General features: G+C 36.6%; 18 protein-coding genes. 16 read left to right on the forward strand and 2 right to left on the reverse strand.

Translation table 11 applies throughout. The annotated features are described in order from the left end of the window. Positions 1–15 precede the first annotated feature (15 nt). The 7 genes from rpsK to truA all read left to right on the forward strand — a co-directional run bounded on the left by rpsK (position 16) and on the right by truA (position 5,413). Positions 16–405 (forward strand): 30S ribosomal protein S11, encoded by a 390-nt coding sequence (rpsK, locus tag IGJ76_RS00535; protein ID WP_067483518.1) that lies wholly within the window; start codon positions 16–18, stop codon positions 403–405. A 79-nt stretch (positions 406–484) separates the two neighbouring features. After that, positions 485–1,423 (forward strand): DNA-directed RNA polymerase subunit alpha, encoded by a 939-nt coding sequence (locus IGJ76_RS00540; protein WP_002288715.1) that lies wholly within the window; start codon positions 485–487, stop codon positions 1,421–1,423. 27 nt (positions 1,424–1,450) lie between these two features. After that, complete coding sequence (gene rplQ / locus IGJ76_RS00545; RefSeq protein WP_067483516.1) at positions 1,451–1,831, forward strand: 50S ribosomal protein L17; 381 nt, start codon at positions 1,451–1,453, stop codon at positions 1,829–1,831. A 271-nt stretch (positions 1,832–2,102) separates the two neighbouring features. Then, entirely contained in the window at positions 2,103–2,942 is an 840-nt protein-coding gene (locus IGJ76_RS00550) for an energy-coupling factor ABC transporter ATP-binding protein (RefSeq protein WP_067483514.1), read from the forward strand. Further along, entirely contained in the window at positions 2,918–3,787 is an 870-nt protein-coding gene (locus tag IGJ76_RS00555; protein WP_071868757.1) for an energy-coupling factor ABC transporter ATP-binding protein, read from the forward strand. The genes IGJ76_RS00550 and IGJ76_RS00555 overlap by 25 nt, the downstream gene beginning before the upstream one ends. Then, positions 3,777–4,574, forward strand: coding sequence for an energy-coupling factor transporter transmembrane component T family protein (locus IGJ76_RS00560; RefSeq protein ID WP_067483511.1), 798 nt, complete (start codon positions 3,777–3,779; stop codon positions 4,572–4,574). The genes IGJ76_RS00555 and IGJ76_RS00560 overlap by 11 nt, the downstream gene beginning before the upstream one ends. Before the next feature lie 92 nt (positions 4,575–4,666). Beyond that, complete coding sequence (gene truA / locus IGJ76_RS00565; RefSeq protein WP_430596667.1) at positions 4,667–5,413, forward strand: tRNA pseudouridine(38-40) synthase TruA; 747 nt, start codon at positions 4,667–4,669, stop codon at positions 5,411–5,413. 75 nt (positions 5,414–5,488) lie between these two features. Here the strand turns inward: truA and IGJ76_RS00570 are convergent, their stop codons facing one another. Both IGJ76_RS00570 and rpmB read right to left on the reverse strand, forming a co-directional pair. Continuing rightward, positions 5,489–8,113, reverse strand: a complete 2,625-nt coding sequence (locus tag IGJ76_RS00570; RefSeq protein WP_430596668.1) for a YfhO family protein — start codon at positions 8,111–8,113, stop codon at positions 5,489–5,491. Between the two features lie 554 nt (positions 8,114–8,667). After that, entirely contained in the window at positions 8,668–8,856 is a 189-nt protein-coding gene (gene rpmB / locus IGJ76_RS00575) for a 50S ribosomal protein L28 (RefSeq protein WP_067483507.1), read from the reverse strand. A 272-nt stretch (positions 8,857–9,128) separates the two neighbouring features. On the opposite strand from rpmB, the gene IGJ76_RS00580 reads away from it, so the two are divergent. The 9 genes from IGJ76_RS00580 to IGJ76_RS00620 all read left to right on the forward strand — a co-directional run bounded on the left by IGJ76_RS00580 (position 9,129) and on the right by IGJ76_RS00620 (position 18,943). Continuing rightward, positions 9,129–9,491, forward strand: coding sequence for an Asp23/Gls24 family envelope stress response protein (locus tag IGJ76_RS00580; RefSeq protein WP_067483505.1), 363 nt, complete (start codon positions 9,129–9,131; stop codon positions 9,489–9,491). 51 nt (positions 9,492–9,542) lie between these two features. Then, positions 9,543–11,222: a DAK2 domain-containing protein gene (locus IGJ76_RS00585; protein ID WP_067483503.1), complete on the forward strand. Its 1,680-nt coding sequence runs from the start codon at positions 9,543–9,545 to the stop codon at positions 11,220–11,222. Between the two features lie 116 nt (positions 11,223–11,338). Then, entirely contained in the window at positions 11,339–13,372 is a 2,034-nt protein-coding gene (gene recG, locus IGJ76_RS00590; protein ID WP_430596669.1) for an ATP-dependent DNA helicase RecG, read from the forward strand. 47 nt (positions 13,373–13,419) lie between these two features. Then, positions 13,420–14,421, forward strand: coding sequence for a phosphate acyltransferase PlsX (gene plsX / locus IGJ76_RS00595; protein WP_067483499.1), 1,002 nt, complete (start codon positions 13,420–13,422; stop codon positions 14,419–14,421). Between the two features lie 122 nt (positions 14,422–14,543). Continuing rightward, positions 14,544–14,786, forward strand: coding sequence for an acyl carrier protein (acpP, locus tag IGJ76_RS00600; protein WP_067483497.1), 243 nt, complete (start codon positions 14,544–14,546; stop codon positions 14,784–14,786). Between the two features lie 301 nt (positions 14,787–15,087). After that, positions 15,088–16,092 carry an ABC transporter ATP-binding protein gene (locus IGJ76_RS00605; protein WP_067483495.1) on the forward strand — a complete coding sequence of 335 codons (1,005 nt, stop codon included), beginning with the start codon at positions 15,088–15,090 and terminating at the stop codon, positions 16,090–16,092. Then, complete coding sequence (locus IGJ76_RS00610; protein ID WP_067483493.1) at positions 16,093–17,037, forward strand: ABC transporter ATP-binding protein; 945 nt, start codon at positions 16,093–16,095, stop codon at positions 17,035–17,037. It begins immediately after the preceding gene. Beyond that, entirely contained in the window at positions 17,037–17,999 is a 963-nt protein-coding gene (gene opp4B, locus IGJ76_RS00615; RefSeq protein WP_067483491.1) for an oligopeptide ABC transporter permease, read from the forward strand. Before IGJ76_RS00610 ends, opp4B begins: the two co-directional genes overlap by 1 nt. Before the next feature lie 29 nt (positions 18,000–18,028). Continuing rightward, positions 18,029–18,943 carry an ABC transporter permease gene (locus tag IGJ76_RS00620; protein ID WP_067483489.1) on the forward strand — a complete coding sequence of 305 codons (915 nt, stop codon included), beginning with the start codon at positions 18,029–18,031 and terminating at the stop codon, positions 18,941–18,943. Positions 18,944–18,966 lie beyond the last annotated feature (23 nt).

Here is an 18,966-nt window from a genome sequence, read left to right on the forward strand (position 1 = left end):
GGAGGTTAGAACTTCATGGCAGCAAAAAAAGTGAATCGTAAACGCCGTGTGAAAAAGAATGTAGAAGCAGGGATTGCACATATCCACTCTACTTTCAACAACACAATCATCATGATCACTGATACTCACGGAAATGCATTAGCGTGGTCATCAGCTGGTTCATTAGGTTTCAAAGGAAGCAAAAAATCAACTCCTTTTGCCGCTCAAATGGCAGCAGAAACTGCTACTAAAGCAGCAATGGAACACGGATTAAAAACTGTTGAAGTAACAGTTAAAGGACCTGGTTCTGGACGTGAAGCAGCAATTCGTTCATTACAAGCAACAGGTTTAGAAGTGACTGCAATTCGTGACGTGACTCCAGTTCCTCATAATGGTGCCCGCCCTCCAAAACGCCGTCGTGTTTAATGAGTGCCGCTCATTTTGAGTTTCTATAGTAACGTCATTGAACAAGACACTTTTCGTTTTGAAAGGGGTAAAGATAAGAATGATTGAGTTCGAAAAACCAAGAATCGCAAAAATTGATGAAGAAAAAGATTATGGCAAGTTCATCGTTGAACCTCTTGAAAGAGGGTATGGGACTACTTTAGGGAATTCCCTACGTCGTATTTTATTATCTTCTTTGCCAGGTGCTGCCATCACTAATATTCAAATCGATGGTGTACTGCATGAATTCTCTACTATTAAAGGTGTTAGAGAAGACGTCACTCAAATCATCTTGAACATTAAAGGCTTAGCGCTTAAAATGTATGGCCAAGAAGAAAAAACCCTTGAAATCGATATTACCGGACCTGCTACAGTAACTGCTGGCGATATTATCGTTGATAGTGATGTAGAGATTCTGAACAAAGATATGTATATCTGTAGTGTCTCTGAAGGAGCTACGTTCCATGCTCGCTTAACTGTGAAACCTGGACGTGGTTATGTTCAAGCAGATGAAAATAAAAAAGAAGATATGCCAATCGGTGTTCTTCCAGTCGATTCAATCTACACACCAGTTCGTCGTGTGAACTATCAAGTAGAAAACACACGTGTTGGACACCGTGAAGATTTTGATAAATTGACGATGGAGATTTGGACAGATGGTTCAATTGAACCATTGGAAGCAATGAGTTTATCTGCAAAAATCATGACTGAACATCTAGATATTTTTGTGAATTTAACTGATGAAGCAAAAAATGCTGAAATCATGGTCGAAAAAGAAGAGACACAAAAAGAAAAAATGTTGGAAATGACAATTGAAGAATTAGACTTATCTGTTCGCTCTTATAATTGTTTGAAACGTGCAGGAATTAATACTGTACAAGAACTTACGAATAAATCTGAGCCAGAAATGATCAAAGTCCGTAATTTGGGCCGTAAATCATTGGAAGAAGTTAAGGCAAAATTGCATGACTTAGGTTTAGGTTTACGTAAAGAAGATTAAAACCTTTTACGAAGGAGGGAAACCAACGTGAGTTATCGTAAACTAGGACGCACATCTAGTCAACGTAAAGCGATGTTGCGCGATTTAACAACTGATTTATTAATCAACGAACGTATTGTGACAACTGAAGCTCGTGCGAAAGAAGTTCGCTCAACTGCAGAAAAAATGATCACTTTAGGTAAGCGTGGAGATTTGCATGCTCGTCGTCAAGCGGCTACTTTTGTACGTAATGAAGTTGCTAGCGTGCGCGAAGAAAACGAAGACATCGTTATTGAATCAGCTTTACAAAAATTATTCAATGACATTGCACCTCGTTATGCAGAACGTCAAGGTGGCTACACTCGTATCTTGAAAACAGAACCAAGACGCGGTGATGGAGCACCAATGGTTATCTTAGAACTTGTCTAAAATCACACTAATAACATCACTTTATAGATGATTCTTTTAGAGTGTTATGATGTTGGAGCTTTGCTCCGAGTCTAGCTCAGCGCTACTCCCCAAGTTTTTAGCTTGGGGAGTATGCACTCATCATAAAGTGTTTTTTTGTACCTTTAATTAACTGTCTTGACAGGTTTTATTGAAGGTACAAAAAAACATTTTATTCAAACAATAAATAATTGAAAATTTAGTTTTTTTTTGATAGTGTTAGAAAGAACTTTAGGATGAAGAAGGAGTAAGCATGGAGCCAATTATTGATTTGAAAAATATAAATTACACATATCAGCCTGATGACCTTCGACCAGCGTTAAAAGATGTTTCTTTTACAATTAACAAAGGAGAATGGGTTGCAATTATTGGGCACAATGGTTCTGGAAAATCAACTCTTGCTAAAACGATCAATGGTTTGATTTTACCAGAGTCTGGTACAGTAGCAGTAGAACAGCAAACACTTAATGAAGAAAATATTTGGACGATTCGACAAATGGTTGGGATGGTATTTCAAAATCCAGATAATCAATTTGTGGGTTCAACTGTGGAAGATGATGTTGCTTTTGGATTGGAAAATCAAGGTATTCCTCGTGAAGAAATGCTCGTACGTGTAAAAGATGCATTAGAAAAAGTTCGTATGAGTGAGTTTGCAACTCGAGAACCTGCTCGCTTGTCTGGTGGACAAAAACAACGTGTAGCAATTGCTGGCGTAGTTGCTTTACGACCAGATATTATTATTTTAGATGAAGCAACTAGTATGCTTGATCCTGAAGGTCGAGAAGAAGTTATTTCAACTATCAAAAAAATTAAAGAAGAAAGCCAATTAACTGTCATTTCTATTACGCATGATATTGATGAAGCTGCAAATGCGAATCGTATTTTAGTAATGCGTGAAGGTGAACTAGTTGGCGAGGGAACACCAGAAGAAATTTTTTCTGCCGGACCAGATTTGATTCGTCTAGGACTAGACTTACCATTCCCTGAAAAATTAAAAAGTGCGTTAAAAGTGCGTGGAATCACTGTTCCTGATGAATACATGACGGAAGAAAGGATGGTGAATTGGTTATGGACATCCATTTTGAAAAAGTAAGTTTTACTTATCAACCCAATACACCATTTGAACAAAGAGCATTATTTGACATTGATCTGTTAATCAAAGAAGGAAGTTATACTGCGTTAGTTGGGCACACAGGCAGTGGAAAGTCGACATTATTACAACACTTGAATGCTTTGGTTAAACCAACGAGTGGTTCTGTACAAATTGGTGATCGAAAAATAACTCCTGAAACGGATAACAAGAATCTAAAACCAATTCGTAAAAAAGTGGGAATTGTATTCCAGTTTCCAGAAGCACAATTATTTGAAGAAACAGTTGCTAGAGATATCGCATTTGGACCAAAAAACTTTGGCGTAGGTGAAGAAGAAGCGTTAGAAATTGCTAAGGCATCCTTAATTCAAGTTGGTTTAGATGAAACATACTTGAATCGCTCACCTTTTGAACTTTCTGGTGGACAAATGCGTCGGGTTGCCATTGCAGGAGTTCTTGCAATGAAACCTGAAGTGTTGGTTTTGGATGAGCCTACTGCGGGTTTGGATCCTCAAGGAAGAAAAGAAATGATGGAGATGTTTTGGCAACTTCATAAGGAACAAAATATTACTATTGTATTAGTCACTCATTTAATGGATGATGTGGCTAACTATGCAGACTTTGTTTATGTTTTGGAAAAAGGGAAAATTGTTAAAAGTGGTGAACCAAGGAAAGTCTTTCAAGATTTAAATTGGTTAAAAGAAAAACAACTAGGTGTGCCTACTGCAACGGAATTTTCAGAGCTATTGAGTGAAAAAGGAATTGAAATGGCTAAGCTACCTTTAACAGCTGAGGAATTAGCGGATGAAATTGTACGCTTGTCTGGAGGAAATGCTCATGATGAATAAATTGATTTTTGGGCGGTATATGCCAGGTGATTCATTCATTCACAGATTAGATCCTCGAGCAAAGTTATTAGCTAGTTTTTATTTTATTGGGATCATCTTTTTAGCAAATAATTGGCAAACATATCTTTTATTGGCAATGTTTACTTTATTTGCTGTTTCATTATCAAAAGTGGATATGAAATTTTTCATCCGTGGTATTCGCCCATTGATTTGGTTAATTTTATTTACTGTTGCACTACAAGTTTTATTTACAAGCGGAGGCGAAGTTTATTGGCACTGGGGAATTTTTAATATCACTCAGTTTGGTGTATTGAATGGACTCTTTATTTTTTGCCGATTTGTTTTGATTATTTTTATGTCAACATTACTTACTTTGACAACTCCACCGTTAGAATTATCTGATGCAATTGAATATTTATTGCGTCCGCTAAAAGTTGTTCGTTTTCCAGTCCATGAAATCTCGCTGATGTTATCCATTGCATTGCGCTTTGTTCCAACATTAATGGATGAGACGGAAAAAATTATGAATGCGCAACGCGCACGTGGTGTTGATTTCGGCGAAGGTAGCTTAGTTCAAAAAATGAAGGCAATTATTCCTTTATTGATTCCTTTATTTGTAAGTAGCTTTAATCGAGCGGAAGATTTAGCAACTGCTATGGAAGCTCGAGGCTATCAAGGGGGCGAAGGACGCACGAAGTATCGAGTGCTTCATTGGCACAATCAAGATACTCTGGTTATGATCGCCTTTGGTTTATTAACAGTTATTTTAGTATTTTTACGTGGTTGATAAAAATCAGTAAATTAATTATTATATGAAAAAAGAGAGGCGCCGTGACGATGTCACAGCCTCTTTTTTATGGGAAGATAAGGAGAGAAAAAATGGTACGTTACAAAGCAATCATTGCGTACGATGGTACAAATTTTCATGGTTTTCAAAAGCAACCAAATGGTCGAACTGTTCAAGAAGAGTTTGAGAAAACATTAAAAAAAATGGCAAATGGACAAAGCATTACAGTTTTTGGTTCTGGTCGAACGGATTCTGGTGTTCATGCAGTTGGACAAGTTATTCACTTTGATTATCCGCAAGAACGACCTTTAGAACGTATGCGATTTGCTCTAGATACTCAATCGCCAGAAGATATTGCAGTTAAGAAAGTGGAAATTGTTCCCGAAGATTTTCATGCACGTTATATGGTTCATGAAAAAACGTATCAATTTCGAGTAGATATTGGTAAACCAAGAAGCCCGTTTCGTCGACATTACGCGAGTTACTATCCTTATCCATTAGACTTGGAGAAGATTGAACGAGCTTTGCCAGATTTAATTGGAACGCATGACTTCACTTCATTTTGTGCTGCAGGAAGTTCCATTGAAGATAAAACGCGGACGATTTATGAAGCAACAATGCAAGTAAATGATGCAGGAGACGAACTGCTATTTACATTTAGAGGGAACGGATTTCTGTACAAAATGATTCGTATTTTGGTAGGTACATTATTGAAAATTGGAAATGGTCGAATACCAGAAGATGCAATTCCAGAAATTATTGCAAAAAAAGATCGCAATTTAGCAGGTCCAACGGCACATCCAGAGGGCTTGTACTTGTACGAAGTGAAATATGAATAAATAGTATTACACTTCGTTAAACAGTTAAAGCACACCAAACAAAGTTGTTTGGTGTGCTTTTTTTGTCTAAATGATTTATTTAAGAGAATCTGTGCCATCTAAAATTCTTTTTCGAGCTAAAAGATAAGAATAAAGAGCAAAGAGTAAGATACAAATTACGAATAACATACTTCCGAGCTTAAATCCTTTTGGCAAGTAGCTAAAAGTAATCGTATGTTTGCCTTTTGGAACTTTGACCATTACAAAAGCATTTTGGAAACTTTCAATAGCGACAGCCTTTCCGTCAACTTTTGCTTGCCAACCTTCATCATAAGGAATTGTTGTTACAAGCATGGCGTCTTGGTCTGAATTAACTGTGCCCGTGGCTTTACGACCTGAAGTGGTTAAATCGACACCTTTATTTTTAATCTGATTCATCGCAGCTTGATAGGCAATAAGATTTAGTCCAACCACTTCTGGTTCCATGAAGCTGACTTCTTTTGTTCCATAAAAACTAGCTGTAAAAGTTACCGTAGTATCAGTAGGGTAGTAACCAAGATCGTAATATTGACCAGAAATGTTAATTTGTGTCTGCCTTGAAGTTCCATTTACTGTAATAGTTGCGCTCGAACTTTCTAACTGAGCATAGTTCGTTGGGAATAAACTTAAGTAAGCTTGTGTATTTGCAGGAACTTGAACTTCCCAAGTTAATTCTTTTGCTTGGTTACTGGTTATTTCAGAGTAAGTGACACCAGTTGTTGTATTTGTGATTTTCGTATTCGTTTGTTTTTTCAACGTAGGCTTATAGAAAGAGTAATAATCTTCTTGTAAACCAGAAAGTTCATTGATTAAGTTTGTTTGACTTGTTAAATTATCAGTTGCTGGTTGCTCGACGTCATCAATTGTCAATGGAGCAGTGAAAGCAAGTGGTAGAGCATTAATATTTTCATAGAGTGTGTAATCACCACTTTGTCCAACTTGATTGAAGCCGTATTTGCTAAATGTATTTTCGTTTTTGCTGATGTTATATTTAATACCAGTAAACCCATCCATTAGCAATGTATTATTTGCATAACGAATATTTAGATTGGTACTGCGTGAACGAAAGCCAAGTCGATCAAGATAAGAAGAAGAGTTACGATTACGGATGGAAGAAAACATACTGATACCACTATATCCATAGTTTAATGAATCATTGGCAGAAACAGGATCTAAATTTTCTAATCGATAAAATGTATCGGATTCTTTTTTCGTTTTTGTTACTAGCTCTTGGATGTTTGGATAAGGATCTGTAAATAAACTGCGTGAAGCATAGTTCCAATCGTCTAAAATACCATGAATCATGCTGTTCGTATTGACTATCGCCTCAGAAGACATTAGAAGTAATAATAAAATACTTAACTGTTTCATAGGGATTTTTTTGAGTTGGAAAAATCCAACAGCAATAGCATAAAGAACTAAAAAGACAACTGTTAAAATAAAGGACGTTGTCGTTACATAAGTGTAACTTTCAGCTGGCTTAAGCGCCCAAGAAATTGAGAAAATAGCAGCTAAGATAAGTGTGATGCCAACAAAAAGTCCGTGATCGTTCTGTTCCAATTTTTCCCAACCATAACCGGCAAGCAAAATGACCAGAAAAGAAAACAAGTAGGCGTAACGGAATAAGAACATATTCGGTGCATGCATACCATGCCAGAATAGATTTAATGGAACTAGATAAAAACTTGCGATTAAAATTATGAACAAACTTCCAAACAAAAGTTTATTTTTTAATTGGATTTTTCGACTAACAAAGTAAAAAATACAAAGAACTAGTGGAAATAATCCCGCGTAGACAAATGGAATTGATCCATATTTCGTTGTGTCATAGACGCCAATCATGTTTTTCATTGCTAGATCTAAGAAAGAAGTTGCTTCTGTTTTTAAAGCAGTTATTTGGCTCAACGCTTCACCATTAGATCGTAAATCAAGTATAGCAGGTAAGATGATGATCATTGATGCCCCACCAGCTAATAACGAAGTAATTCCATAAGGTAGAATGGTTTTCTTGTATTTGGACCAGTTGGTAAAAAGTCTCGCAAAGAAATAAAGAAAAGAAAAGACACCAATCATGAAGCCCATATAAAAGCTAGACAAAAATAGTAATAAGTAACTAACAAATAAGACAAGCGGTTTTTTCAAATCCATCACACGATGAATACCTAAGATGATTAATGGTAGGTATACGAAGGCATCTAACCACATAATGATTTCTGAGTGCGCGGTGACAAAAGAAATCAACGCATAGCTGATACTTAACGCCACTTGCCCCCAGCGTGGGATTTTAAAAGTTCTTCCTAAAAACCAAAAAGCTAAACCAGCACTGGCTACTTTGATTAAGGTTAAAAAGTAAAGTGCATCAGGCATGTATTGATTTGGAAAAAAGAAAACTAAGGGTGTAAAAATACCTCCAAGATAGTAGGAGATCAAGGATAAGTAATTTAAACCTAATGAAGCGTTCCACGTGTAGAAAATACTTTGTTTTCCAAAAAGCATATTGCGGAAGCTGGCATGGAAATTCGAAAATTGTGAGAATGCATCACTCGCTAAAATACTTCTGCTACTACCAGGATAAATTCCAATACTTAAATAAATAAGTGCCAGAATAATTAGTGGAATGAAAAAGCTAGCAGCCATGTATGGCCAATTTTCTTTGAAGAATAGTTTATAATTTTTTTTCATTTTATTTTTCACCAAATTTCTATGAAGTTGTTTTAAGTTTATCATACTCAGGTTTTTCTCCACCAAAAATGAGCCTAATTTTCATTAAAAAATAAAAAAATGAAATAAATAACGATGGTAAGTTTAAAAAACCTAGGAATTTACGATTTGTTAAAAAATAAACAAATCAATATTTTAGTTAATTTTACAAGCTTTTTGCTATTGACAGCGTTTGTATATAAGCGTATATTTTAGTTGTAAAAAAAACATATATTACTCGCTTGCATTAGAGGCAAGTGGCACATAAAAAAGAACTTAGAACAGCTATCTCAATGGATAATTGCTCTAAGTTCTTTTTCTTTTGGAAAAATGTGTTTTAGCTGAATGATATCAGGTCGATTAACCAAAAGACGAAAAATAAATTTTCTACTTTTTAGCTGAATCATATATGTAAGAACGGTTTAAGAGGTTGTGCTTAAAGCACAACTTCTTTTTTGAGGAATCAATAATAATCTTGGACATAAATCCAAGAAAAAAACCGTTCATACGATGAACGGTTCGCAGTCCTGATTCAATTAAACGCGTTCAACTTTTCCTGATTTCAAAGCACGAGTTGACACCCAAACTTTTTTAGGTTTACCGTCGATCATAACGCGAACTTTTTGTAAGTTAGGTTTAACAGTACGTTTTGTTGAGTTCATAGCGTGTGAACGGTTGTTTCCACTTGAAGTCTTGCGACCTGTAAAGTAACAAACTTTAGCCATGTAAATTTCCTCCTTTGCCTTGATATTGGAGCAATAGAATAATTAAGCTCATACCAAACTAACTTATCATATAAGAAGGCAATTTGCAAGCATATTTATCGAGTTATAATTGACATTTCCGCATAATAATTGTAAATTATACAGGGTTGCTAATAAACATTTTGAGGGTTTTAAGGTACTTTGAAAGTAACTGCCTTTTATTTCACGTTATGCTATGATAAAATATTATAGAAGAAAAATGGGCTATTTGTGCCCGTTAAGGAGGCTTATTCATGGCTGTAAAAATTCAAACTTCAGCTGGAACCATTGAAATTACCAATGATGTGATTGCAACAGTTGTTGGTGGCGCTGCAACGGACGTTTTTGGTGTTGTTGGTATGGCCAGCAAAAATCAAATTAAAGATAATATTACTGAGATTTTGCGCAAAGAAAACTATTCTCGTGGAGTAGTTGTTCGTCAAGAAGAAAATGGTATTGCAGTTGATGTATATACAATTATTAGTTATGGAACAAAAATTTCTGAGGTTTCACGTAATGTTCAGGAAAAAGTAAAATACAACTTAGAGGCATTATTAGGTGTAACAGCCAATTCAGTTAATGTCTTTGTACAAGGTGTTCGTGTACTGCCAGACTAGGCAGGAGACTTGCTAGTAACTCAGCAGTCGATCTGAAGGAGGATTATCCAGGTGAGTGTAACAGAAATCAGTGCAAGCCAGTTCCAAGAAATGGTTCAGGCCGGTGCGAATCGTCTGCAAGCAAATGCAGAATATGTCAATTCATTAAATGTCTTTCCAGTACCAGATGGAGATACTGGAACAAATATGAACTTATCAATGACTAGTGGCGCAAAAGCCGTAGTCGACTCAACTTCTGAAAAAGTTGGCGAATTAGCCGCTGTGCTTTCTAAAGGACTTCTTATGGGAGCTCGAGGAAACTCAGGAGTTATTTTGTCTCAACTATTTCGTGGGTTTTCAAAACAAATCCCAGAAGTAGAAACATTGAATGCAACAAACTTAGCAGCAGCTTTCACACATGGGGTCGAAACTGCTTATAAAGCAGTAATGAAACCAGTTGAAGGAACGATTTTAACTGTTGCCAGAGAAGCAGCCAAAGCAGGTGAAAAGAAAGCAAAATCTACGGATGACGTAATCGAAGTAATGACTGCTGTTGTTAAAGGTGGAAAACGCGCATTAGCGAAAACACCTGATTTATTACCTGTATTAAAAGAAGTTGGAGTAGTAGATAGTGGCGGTCAGGGTTTGTTATTTGTATATGAAGGTTTCTTGAGTGCATTAAATGGTGAATTCCAAGTCGATGACATCTATGAACCATCTCCTGCAGAAATGGATGAAATGGTTAATGCAGAACATCACCGTAGTGTACAAGGACAATTGGCAACGGAAGATATCCATTTTGGTTATTGTACAGAAATTATGGTTAAAATTGGCGAAGGTCCAACTGTTGATAGCCAGTTTGATTATGAAGGCTTCCGTAACTACTTGGACGGACTTGGTGATTCATTATTAGTTGTAAATGATGATGAAATCATCAAAGTGCACGTTCATACAGAACATCCAGGTGAAGTAATGAATTATGGTCAAAAATTCGGTTCATTGATTAAAGTAAAAGTGGATAACATGCGTCTACAACACGAAACAATTTTAGAACATGATGAAGATGTTCAAGAATTTACAGAAGAAAAAGTACGTGTTCCTTATGGCGTGGTAGCTATCGCAGCAGGCCAAGGAATCCAAGAACTTTTTGAAAGTCTAGGTGCCAACTATGTGATTAGCGGTGGGCAAACAATGAATCCAAGTACAGAAGATATTTTGAAAGCAATTAAAGATGTTAATGCTGATCAAGTAATTGTTTTACCAAATAACAAAAATATTTTCATGGCTGCAGATCAAGCAGCTGAAGTTGCCGAAATTCCTGTAGCAGTTGTTCCGTCACGGACAATCTCTCAAGGCTTGACAGCGATGTTATCATTCAACGATCAAGTTTCATTAGAGGAAAACAAAGCAACGATGACTGATGTATTAAGTAGTGTCATAAGTGGTCAAGTAACACATGCTATCAGAAATACTTCAATTGATGGAGTAGAGATTGTCGAAGGCGACTTTTTAGGAATGATTGATGGAAAAATCGTTATTTCAAATCCTGATATTGTGGATACTTCTTTAACTACTTTAAAACAAATGATTAATGAAGATACTGAAATTGTGACAATCCTTGCTGGTGAAGGCGGTACAGTCGCACAGGCAGAGGAGTTGGCAGCAACGCTAACAGAAAAATATCCTGATTTAGAAATCGAGATTCACCAAGGAGACCAACCAGTCTATCCTTATCTGTTTTCTGCTGAATAGGAAAGTTTGTCACAAAGCCATCATTTCATGGTGCAGAAAGTATGAAGGACCTCGGTTTTCGATTAACTTTGATCGAAAACCAAAGTCCTTTTTTTGTTAAGAAAGGAGTGAAGTCGATGCGAGCGTTAACGGATCCAGTTACTGTGCTAGCTGGTGTAGGACAAAAAAGAGCAGAGAGTCTTGCTAGTTTAGGTATACATACAATTGAAGATTTGCTGACGTACTATCCTTTTCGTTATGAAGATATACAAGAAAGAAATTTAACAGAAATCCAAGATCAAGAAAAAGTGACGTTAAAAGGATTGGTTGTTTCACCACCCGTATTGAGTCGTTTTGGATACAAAAAAAGTCGATTGCAGTTTCGGATGATGCAAGATCATGCTGTTTTTAATGTTTCTTTTTTTAACCAGCCTTATCTTAAAGATAAAATTATTTTGTCTGAAGAAATTGCAGTGTATGGTAAATGGGATTCAAAAAGAAAAGCACTAAGCGGGATGAAAGTTCTTGGCTCGCAGACGTTAGATGATTTTTCACCAATTTACCATGTCAATAAGTCAATCAGACAAACAACGTTGGTTGATTTGATCAAAAAAGGGTTCGACGAGTATGGTGACTTAGTTGAGGAAAATCTTCCGTATACATTAGTGGAGAAGTATCGTTTGCTTGATCGTCAAACGGCAGTTAGAAGCATGCACTTTCCCAAAAATCATGAAGAAAATCATCAAGCCAAGCGCCGAGTTGTTTTTGAAGAATTTTTCTTATTCCAAATGCAGCTGCAAGGACTTAAACATGCAGAAAAATCTGAAAAAAATGGAATCGAAGTTTTATATGATGTTCAAAAGCTCAAAGAATTCACTCAAAGTTTGCCATTTGAATTAACTGATGCTCAAAAACGAGTAACAAATGAAATTTGTCGTGACTTACGGAGTCCTCAACATATGCAACGTCTCTTGCAAGGGGATGTTGGTAGCGGAAAAACAGTGGTAGCAGCAATTGCATTGTACGCAGCTGTTACAGCAGGGTTCCAAGGTGCGCTGATGGTTCCAACTGAAATTTTAGCCCAGCAGCATATGGAAAGTTTTGTACAATTGTTTTCAGATAAACTTTCTGTTGCCTTGTTAACGGGTTCAACAAAAGCAAAAGAAAGACGTGAACTATTAGAGCGTTTGGAAAGTGGCGAAATAGATGTGGTGATTGGTACCCATGCATTGATTCAAGAAGGTGTAGAATTTAAGAACCTTGGACTAGTTATCACGGATGAACAACATCGTTTCGGTGTTAACCAACGAAAGGTTTTACGAGAAAAAGGATGGCGACCAGATGTTTTATTTATGACAGCAACACCGATTCCGAGAACGCTTGCTATTACTGCTTATGGTGAAATGGATGTATCCATTATTGATGAACTTCCTGCAGGGCGAATACCGATTGAAACTAGATGGATTCGTACGCCGCAATTAGATAGTGTCTTAGAGTGGACCAGAAAAGAGTTAGGCAAAGGACATCAAATGTATGTAATCTGTCCGTTGATTGAAGAATCCGAAGCACTAGATGTTAAAAATGCTGTAGAAATTTATGAAAAACTCAGTGATTTATTCGCGCCAGAGTACGAAGTAGGTTTATTACATGGAAAAATGAAGAATCAAGAAAAAGAAAGAATCATGGAAGACTTTAAAGAAAATCAAACACAAATTTTGGTCTCTACCACAGTAATCGAGGTTGGGGTGAATGTTCCAAATGCAACGGTTATGCTAATCATGGATGCAGATCGTTTTGGTTTGGCACAGCTGCATCAGTTGCGTGGTCGAGTTGGTCGTGGAAGTGACGCTTCATTTTGCATTTTAGTTGCTAACCCGAAAAACGAAATGGGTGTGGAACGGATGAAAATTATGACGGAAACGAATAATGGTTTTGTTTTAAGCGAAAAAGATTTAGAATTACGAGGACCAGGTGAAGTTTTTGGTTTCCGTCAATCTGGGTTACCACAATTTGCAATTGCAGACTTGGTAGCAGACGGAAATATTTTAGAAGTAGCTCGAGATGAAGCCACACAAATTTGGCAGAAGGCTAATTGGCAAATTTTGCCAGAATATCGAGTATTAGTCCAAAGCTTACAATTAGAAAGTCAAGACAATCGTTATTTTGATTAGCGGATGTGCTATACTTTGAAATGATGAACGAAAGAGGAGTGAAGACAATGAGAATTGCGGTAGATGCAATGGGCGGTGATCATGCACCACAAGCAATTGTGGAAGGTGTTGCTTTAGCTCAACAAGATTTCCCAGAAGTTGAATTTTTATTGTATGGGAAAGAGTCAGAAATCAAAAAATATTTAACAAATGAAAAAAATATTACAATTATTCATACAGATGAAAAAATTAGTAGTGATGACGAGCCAGTGAAAGCAATCCGTCGTAAAAAAACGGCCTCAATGGTTCTTGCTGCACAAGCTGTTAAAAATGGCGAAGCAGATGCGGTTTTTTCAGCAGGAAATACGGGTGCGTTACTTGCCGCTGGTTTATTTATCGTTGGCCGAATCAAAAATGTTGAACGTCCTGGCTTGATGTCAACCTTACCAGTCATTGGAAAAGAAAATGCTGGCTTTGATATGTTAGACTTAGGTGCGAATGCTGAAAATAAACCAGAACACTTACTCCAGTATGGAATTTTAGGTTCATTTTACGCACGAAAAGTTCGTGGAATCGGACGTCCTCGCGTAGCCTTATTGAATAATGGAACAGAAGCGACAAAAGGTAGTGAGTTAACGAAACGTGCTTATGAGTTATTGCAAAATGAAACAAGCTTGAACTTCATTGGAAATGTAGAAGCACGTGAATTGTTGAATGGTGTTGCTGATGTGGTTGTGACAGATGGTTTTACTGGAAATGCTGTTTTGAAATCAATTGAGGGAACAGCATTAAATATGATGGATTTATTGAAATCTGCAATTTTGAATGAAGGAATTAAAGGAAAGATGGGCGCTTTATTATTAAAAGATGGGTTACGTTCATTAAAATCTGAGATGGATTATTCAAAACATGGCGGTGCGGTTTTATTTGGATTAAAAGCTCCTGTGATCAAAACACATGGCGCAACTGGACCAGACGCCGTTCGTTATACGATTCGTCAAATCCATACAATGTTAGAAACAAACGTTGTTGGACAGTTAGTTGAGCAATTTGAAAGCTCTGCAGATTAATTATCATTTAATGTAAACGATGTGAAATATGAGATAATGAAAAAAAGGTAGACATTTTCAAAAAATGTCAGTAAAATTAGCCTTGGTTAAGGCAGTTGTCTCGATTGTTGGAGGTGAAAACATTGACTCGTGAAGAAATATTTAATAAAGTAGCGAAAATTATTTCAAACCACTTTGAAATGGATACAGATAAAGTTACAGATGACTTGAATATCAAGGATGATTTGAAAGCTGACTCAATTAGTATCATGGAATTTGTTTTGGAGCTTGAAGACGAATTTGGAACAGAAATTTCGGATGAAGACGCAGAACAAATTGAAACGGTGGGCGGCGCAGTAAATTATATCTCAGAACATCTAAAATAAGTTAAACCCACGTATAACCAAAAGACCTAAAAATCTTCGTTGATTTTCAGGTCTTTTTCTTTTATTTTAAAAGCACCTTTTTTAATCTAATGCAAATGGTAGCGGTTGTAGTAGATTTAGTTTTCAGACAATTCAGGCAACAATTTCAATTGTGCTTGCAAAGTAAAACGGTTTTCTATATAATTATTAAGAAAATATTATACTTCGTTAAGAATAGGATTGGTTTAAATGATTTTATTCTGTGTGAGTATTATTTTATTAATGAAAAACTTCCATCTAGGGAGCAGAGAGGGGTATTCGATTGTCGGATAATCAATTATTAGATGTTCAGAACCTACACACAGGCTTCCGTATCAAAGATGAATTTTACGATGCAGTAGACGACGTTTCTTTTACTTTAGATAAAAACGAAATCTTAGCAATCGTTGGAGAATCTGGTTGCGGAAAAAGTACATTAGCCACTACTATTATGGGGCTGTTGGATCCTAACAATACCAAGATTACAGGAGAAATTTTATATAATGATTTAAATCTAATTGATTTGAATGAAACACTTTATAACAAGATTCGTGGAAATGATATTGGAATGATTTTCCAAGACCCATTGTCAGCGTTGAATCCTCTAATGAGAATTGAAGACCAAATTAAAGAAGGTCTTTCTTATCATACAAAGATGAATGCAGAAGAGCGTCAAGCAAGAGCACTTGAATTGTTAGATCAAGTGGGGATTCCTAATCCGACTCGAGTGGGACGTCAATATCCTCATGAATTATCTGGTGGGATGCGTCAACGTGTAATTATTGCGATTGCGATTGCATGTAAACCGCCAATTGTCATTGCTGATGAACCAACAACAGCGTTAGACGTGACAATTCAAGCACAGATTCTTGATTTATTAAAAGACTTACAAGAAGAAACAAAAACAGGAATTATTTTGATTACCCATGACTTAGGTGTTGTGGCTGAAATGGCAGATCGCGTAGCTGTTATGTACGGTGGACAATTCGTTGAGGTTGCTGAAGTTGAAGAATTGTTTGAAAATCCAAAACATCCATATACACGTTCATTATTGAATTCAATTCCTCAAGAAGGACAACATGAAGAAGAACTACATGTGATTGAAGGAGTTGTTCCTTCATTGAAAAATATGCCACGTCGGGGTTGTCGTTTCGCTCCACGGATTCCATGGATTCCAGAAAGTGATCATGAGAAAGACCCAATTCTTCATGAAGTAGCACCGAACCATCTCGTTCGTTGCTCATGCTATAAGCATTTTCATTTTAGAGACGAAAAAGGAGAGGTGTAGATGACAGAATTAATCACAATTAATGATTTAAAAGTTCACTATCCGATTCGCAGCGGTTTTTTCAATCGAGTAAATGATTATGTTTATGCTGTAGATGGCGTCGACTTCGTTATTGAAAAAGGAAAGACGTATGGTTTAGTTGGAGAATCTGGTTCAGGAAAATCAACGACGGGTAAGGCGATTGTTGGGCTAGAAAAAGTGACGGATGGTCAAATCATTTATCAAGGAACAGATGTAACAAAACGTAGTAATCGCAAGAAAATCGAATACAACAAAGATGTTCAAATGATTTTCCAAGATTCAATGTCTAGCTTAAACCCTAAAAAGCGGGTATTAGATATTATTGCGGAACCAATTCGTAATTTTGAACGTTTAAGTGATCAAGAAGAAAAGAAAAAAGTAAAAAGTTTACTTGACATTGTTGGGATGCCAGAGGATGCGTTATACAAATATCCACATGAGTTTTCTGGTGGTCAGCGTCAACGTTTAGGTGTTGCTCGTGCCGTAGCAACAAATCCAAAATTGATTGTAGCGGATGAACCAGTTTCAGCGCTTGATTTATCTGTACAAGCGCAAGTTTTGAACTTTATGAAACGAATCCAACAAGAATTTGGACTTAGTTATCTATTTATTTCTCATGACTTAGGTGTTGTTAAACACATGTGTGATAATATCGCTATCATGTATAAAGGTCGTTTCGTTGAAATCGGAACAAGGGAAGATATCTACAATGACCCACGTCACATCTATACAAAACGTTTACTGTCTGCAATTCCTCGAATCGATGTTGAGAATCGCGAATTGCATAAAGAGAATCGCCGAAGAGTTGAACAAGAATACATCAATAGTCAAAAAGATTATTACGATTCAACTGGCCGGGTGTACGATTTGCGTGCATTATCAACTACTCATAAAGTAGCGTTAAAAGATGGAGGTGCTAGCTAATGTGGAAAACAATCCTACGTCGTGTGTTATTGATGATTCCTCAAGTTATTATTCTTAGTGTTTTAATTTTCATGTTGGCAAAAGCGATGCCAGGTGATCCATTTACTGGATTAATCAATCCAAACCAAGATCCAGCTGTGATTGAGCAAATGCGACAAGCTGCTGGGCTAAATGATCCGTGGTACGAACAATATTTCCGTTGGATTGGAAACGCATTGCATGGAGATTTTGGTCAAAGTTTCTTATACAAACGTTCAGTTGCTGACTTGATTGGTGAGCGTATCGTCAATACGTTGTACTTATCTATTTTGACAGTTATTTTAACGTATTTGATTGCTGTACCGTTAGGAATGTTAGCAGGTCGTTACCAAAATTCGATTTTAGACAAAGTCGTAGTTATCTATAACTTCTTCAGCTTTGCTGTACCATTGTTTATTTTCGGTCTAATCATGTTATTCATTTTTGGTTACCGTCTAGGTTGGTTCCCAACAAGTGGTTCACAGACTTTAGGACTAAGTGGCGGATTCTTTGCTCAGTTTGCCGATCGAATGAAATATATTTTATTACCATCAATCACGCAAGCATTTTTGGCTACGGCGGTTACGATTCAGTATCTTCGAAGTGAAGTAATTGATTCAAAATCATTAGACTTTGTAAGAACAGCACGTTCAAAAGGTGTACCAACTAAGAAAGTCTTCAGTCGTCATATCTTTAGAAATGCTGCTTTACCAATGGCGTCACAGATGGGGTACGAAATTACTTCATTGATTGCTGGTTCAGTGGTTATCGAGAAGATTTTTGGTTATCCAGGTGTTGGTAAGTTATTTATTGATGCTATTGGCCAACGTGATTATGCTGTTATTACTTCTTTAGTATTGATTTTAGGGATTGCAACATTAGTGGGGACCTTGCTTTCAGATATTATCATGAGTATTGTTGATCCACGTATTAGAATCCAATAAAAATCAATCAAAAAAGGAGGATGAGTCAAATGAGTGAAAAGAAAGATGTCGTAGCGCAAGAAAGTGTCCCACCAATGGGCCTGCGCATGATTGCACGTGAATTTAAAAAAGACAAAATAGCCATGTTTTCATTGGGCTTGTTAGTTCTTTTATTATTGTTTGTCTTTATTGGCGCTATTTTAACAGATCAAGATAAAGTAATGTATGTAAGTATTTTTGATAAATACGCTGAACCTGGAGCGATTTCTACTCAAGGTCATAAGTTCTTGCTTGGCGCAGATGAAGGTGGCCGAGATGTATTCGGTCAATTAGTGATTGGTGCTAGAAACTCTGTTTTAATTGGTTTTGCGATTACGATCATTACTTCGATCATCGGGGTAGGATTAGGAATCATTTCTGGGTATTACGGTGGAATGATTGATAATATATTGATGCGAATCGTTGATTTCGTCATGATTTTACCAATTATGCTGATTATTATCGTATTTGTTTCAATTATTCCTAAATACAATGTTTGGTCATTCATTTTTATCATGAGTGCATTCTACTGGGTAGCGAAAGCGCGACTCTTTAGAAGTAAAACATTATCAGAAGCAAGACGTGATTACGTCAGTGCATCGAAAACAATGGGAACAAGTGATTTTAAAATCATGTTCCGTGAAATTATGCCCAATTTAAGTTCATTGATTATTACCAACTTAACGATGAACTTTGCAGCAAATATTGGAATTGAAACTACTTTGACTTTCTTAGGATTTGGATTACCTACGAATGTACCAAGTTTAGGAACTTTAATTGGTTACGCAAGTAGTGGTGAAGTGTTAGTAAATCGTCAATGGATCTGGTTACCCGCGTCAATGCTAATTCTAGTTTTGATGTTGTGTATAAACTATGTTGGTCAAGCATTTAAGCGTTCTGCTGATGCGCGTCAACGTTTAGGATAGAACGAAATAAGGGGGATATAGGA

Origin of the sequence: Enterococcus sp. DIV0175 (genome assembly GCF_050529075.1) — a bacterium.
GTDB classification, from domain to species: Bacteria; Bacillota; Bacilli; order Lactobacillales; family Enterococcaceae; genus Enterococcus_B; species Enterococcus_B thailandicus.

What these genes read in the sequence shown, in the direction of transcription:
- rpsK (WP_067483518.1), top strand. Translation starts at nt 16, where the DNA reads ATGGCAGCAAAAAAAGTGAATCGTAAACGCCGTGTGAAAAAGAATGTA.
- IGJ76_RS00540 (WP_002288715.1), top strand. Translation starts at nt 485, where the DNA reads ATGATTGAGTTCGAAAAACCAAGAATCGCAAAAATTGATGAAGAAAAA.
- IGJ76_RS00550 (WP_067483514.1), top strand. Translation starts at nt 2,103, where the DNA reads ATGGAGCCAATTATTGATTTGAAAAATATAAATTACACATATCAGCCT.
- IGJ76_RS00555 (WP_071868757.1), top strand. Translation starts at nt 2,918, where the DNA reads ATGGACATCCATTTTGAAAAAGTAAGTTTTACTTATCAACCCAATACA.
- IGJ76_RS00560 (WP_067483511.1), top strand. Translation starts at nt 3,777, where the DNA reads ATGATGAATAAATTGATTTTTGGGCGGTATATGCCAGGTGATTCATTC.
- truA (WP_430596667.1), top strand. Translation starts at nt 4,667, where the DNA reads ATGGTACGTTACAAAGCAATCATTGCGTACGATGGTACAAATTTTCAT.
- IGJ76_RS00570 (WP_430596668.1), bottom strand. Translation starts at nt 8,113, where the DNA reads ATGAAAAAAAATTATAAACTATTCTTCAAAGAAAATTGGCCATACATG.
- rpmB (WP_067483507.1), bottom strand. Translation starts at nt 8,856, where the DNA reads ATGGCTAAAGTTTGTTACTTTACAGGTCGCAAGACTTCAAGTGGAAAC.
- IGJ76_RS00580 (WP_067483505.1), top strand. Translation starts at nt 9,129, where the DNA reads ATGGCTGTAAAAATTCAAACTTCAGCTGGAACCATTGAAATTACCAAT.
- recG (WP_430596669.1), top strand. Translation starts at nt 11,339, where the DNA reads ATGCGAGCGTTAACGGATCCAGTTACTGTGCTAGCTGGTGTAGGACAA.
- plsX (WP_067483499.1), top strand. Translation starts at nt 13,420, where the DNA reads ATGAGAATTGCGGTAGATGCAATGGGCGGTGATCATGCACCACAAGCA.
- IGJ76_RS00610 (WP_067483493.1), top strand. Translation starts at nt 16,093, where the DNA reads ATGACAGAATTAATCACAATTAATGATTTAAAAGTTCACTATCCGATT.
- opp4B (WP_067483491.1), top strand. Translation starts at nt 17,037, where the DNA reads ATGTGGAAAACAATCCTACGTCGTGTGTTATTGATGATTCCTCAAGTT.
- IGJ76_RS00620 (WP_067483489.1), top strand. Translation starts at nt 18,029, where the DNA reads ATGAGTGAAAAGAAAGATGTCGTAGCGCAAGAAAGTGTCCCACCAATG.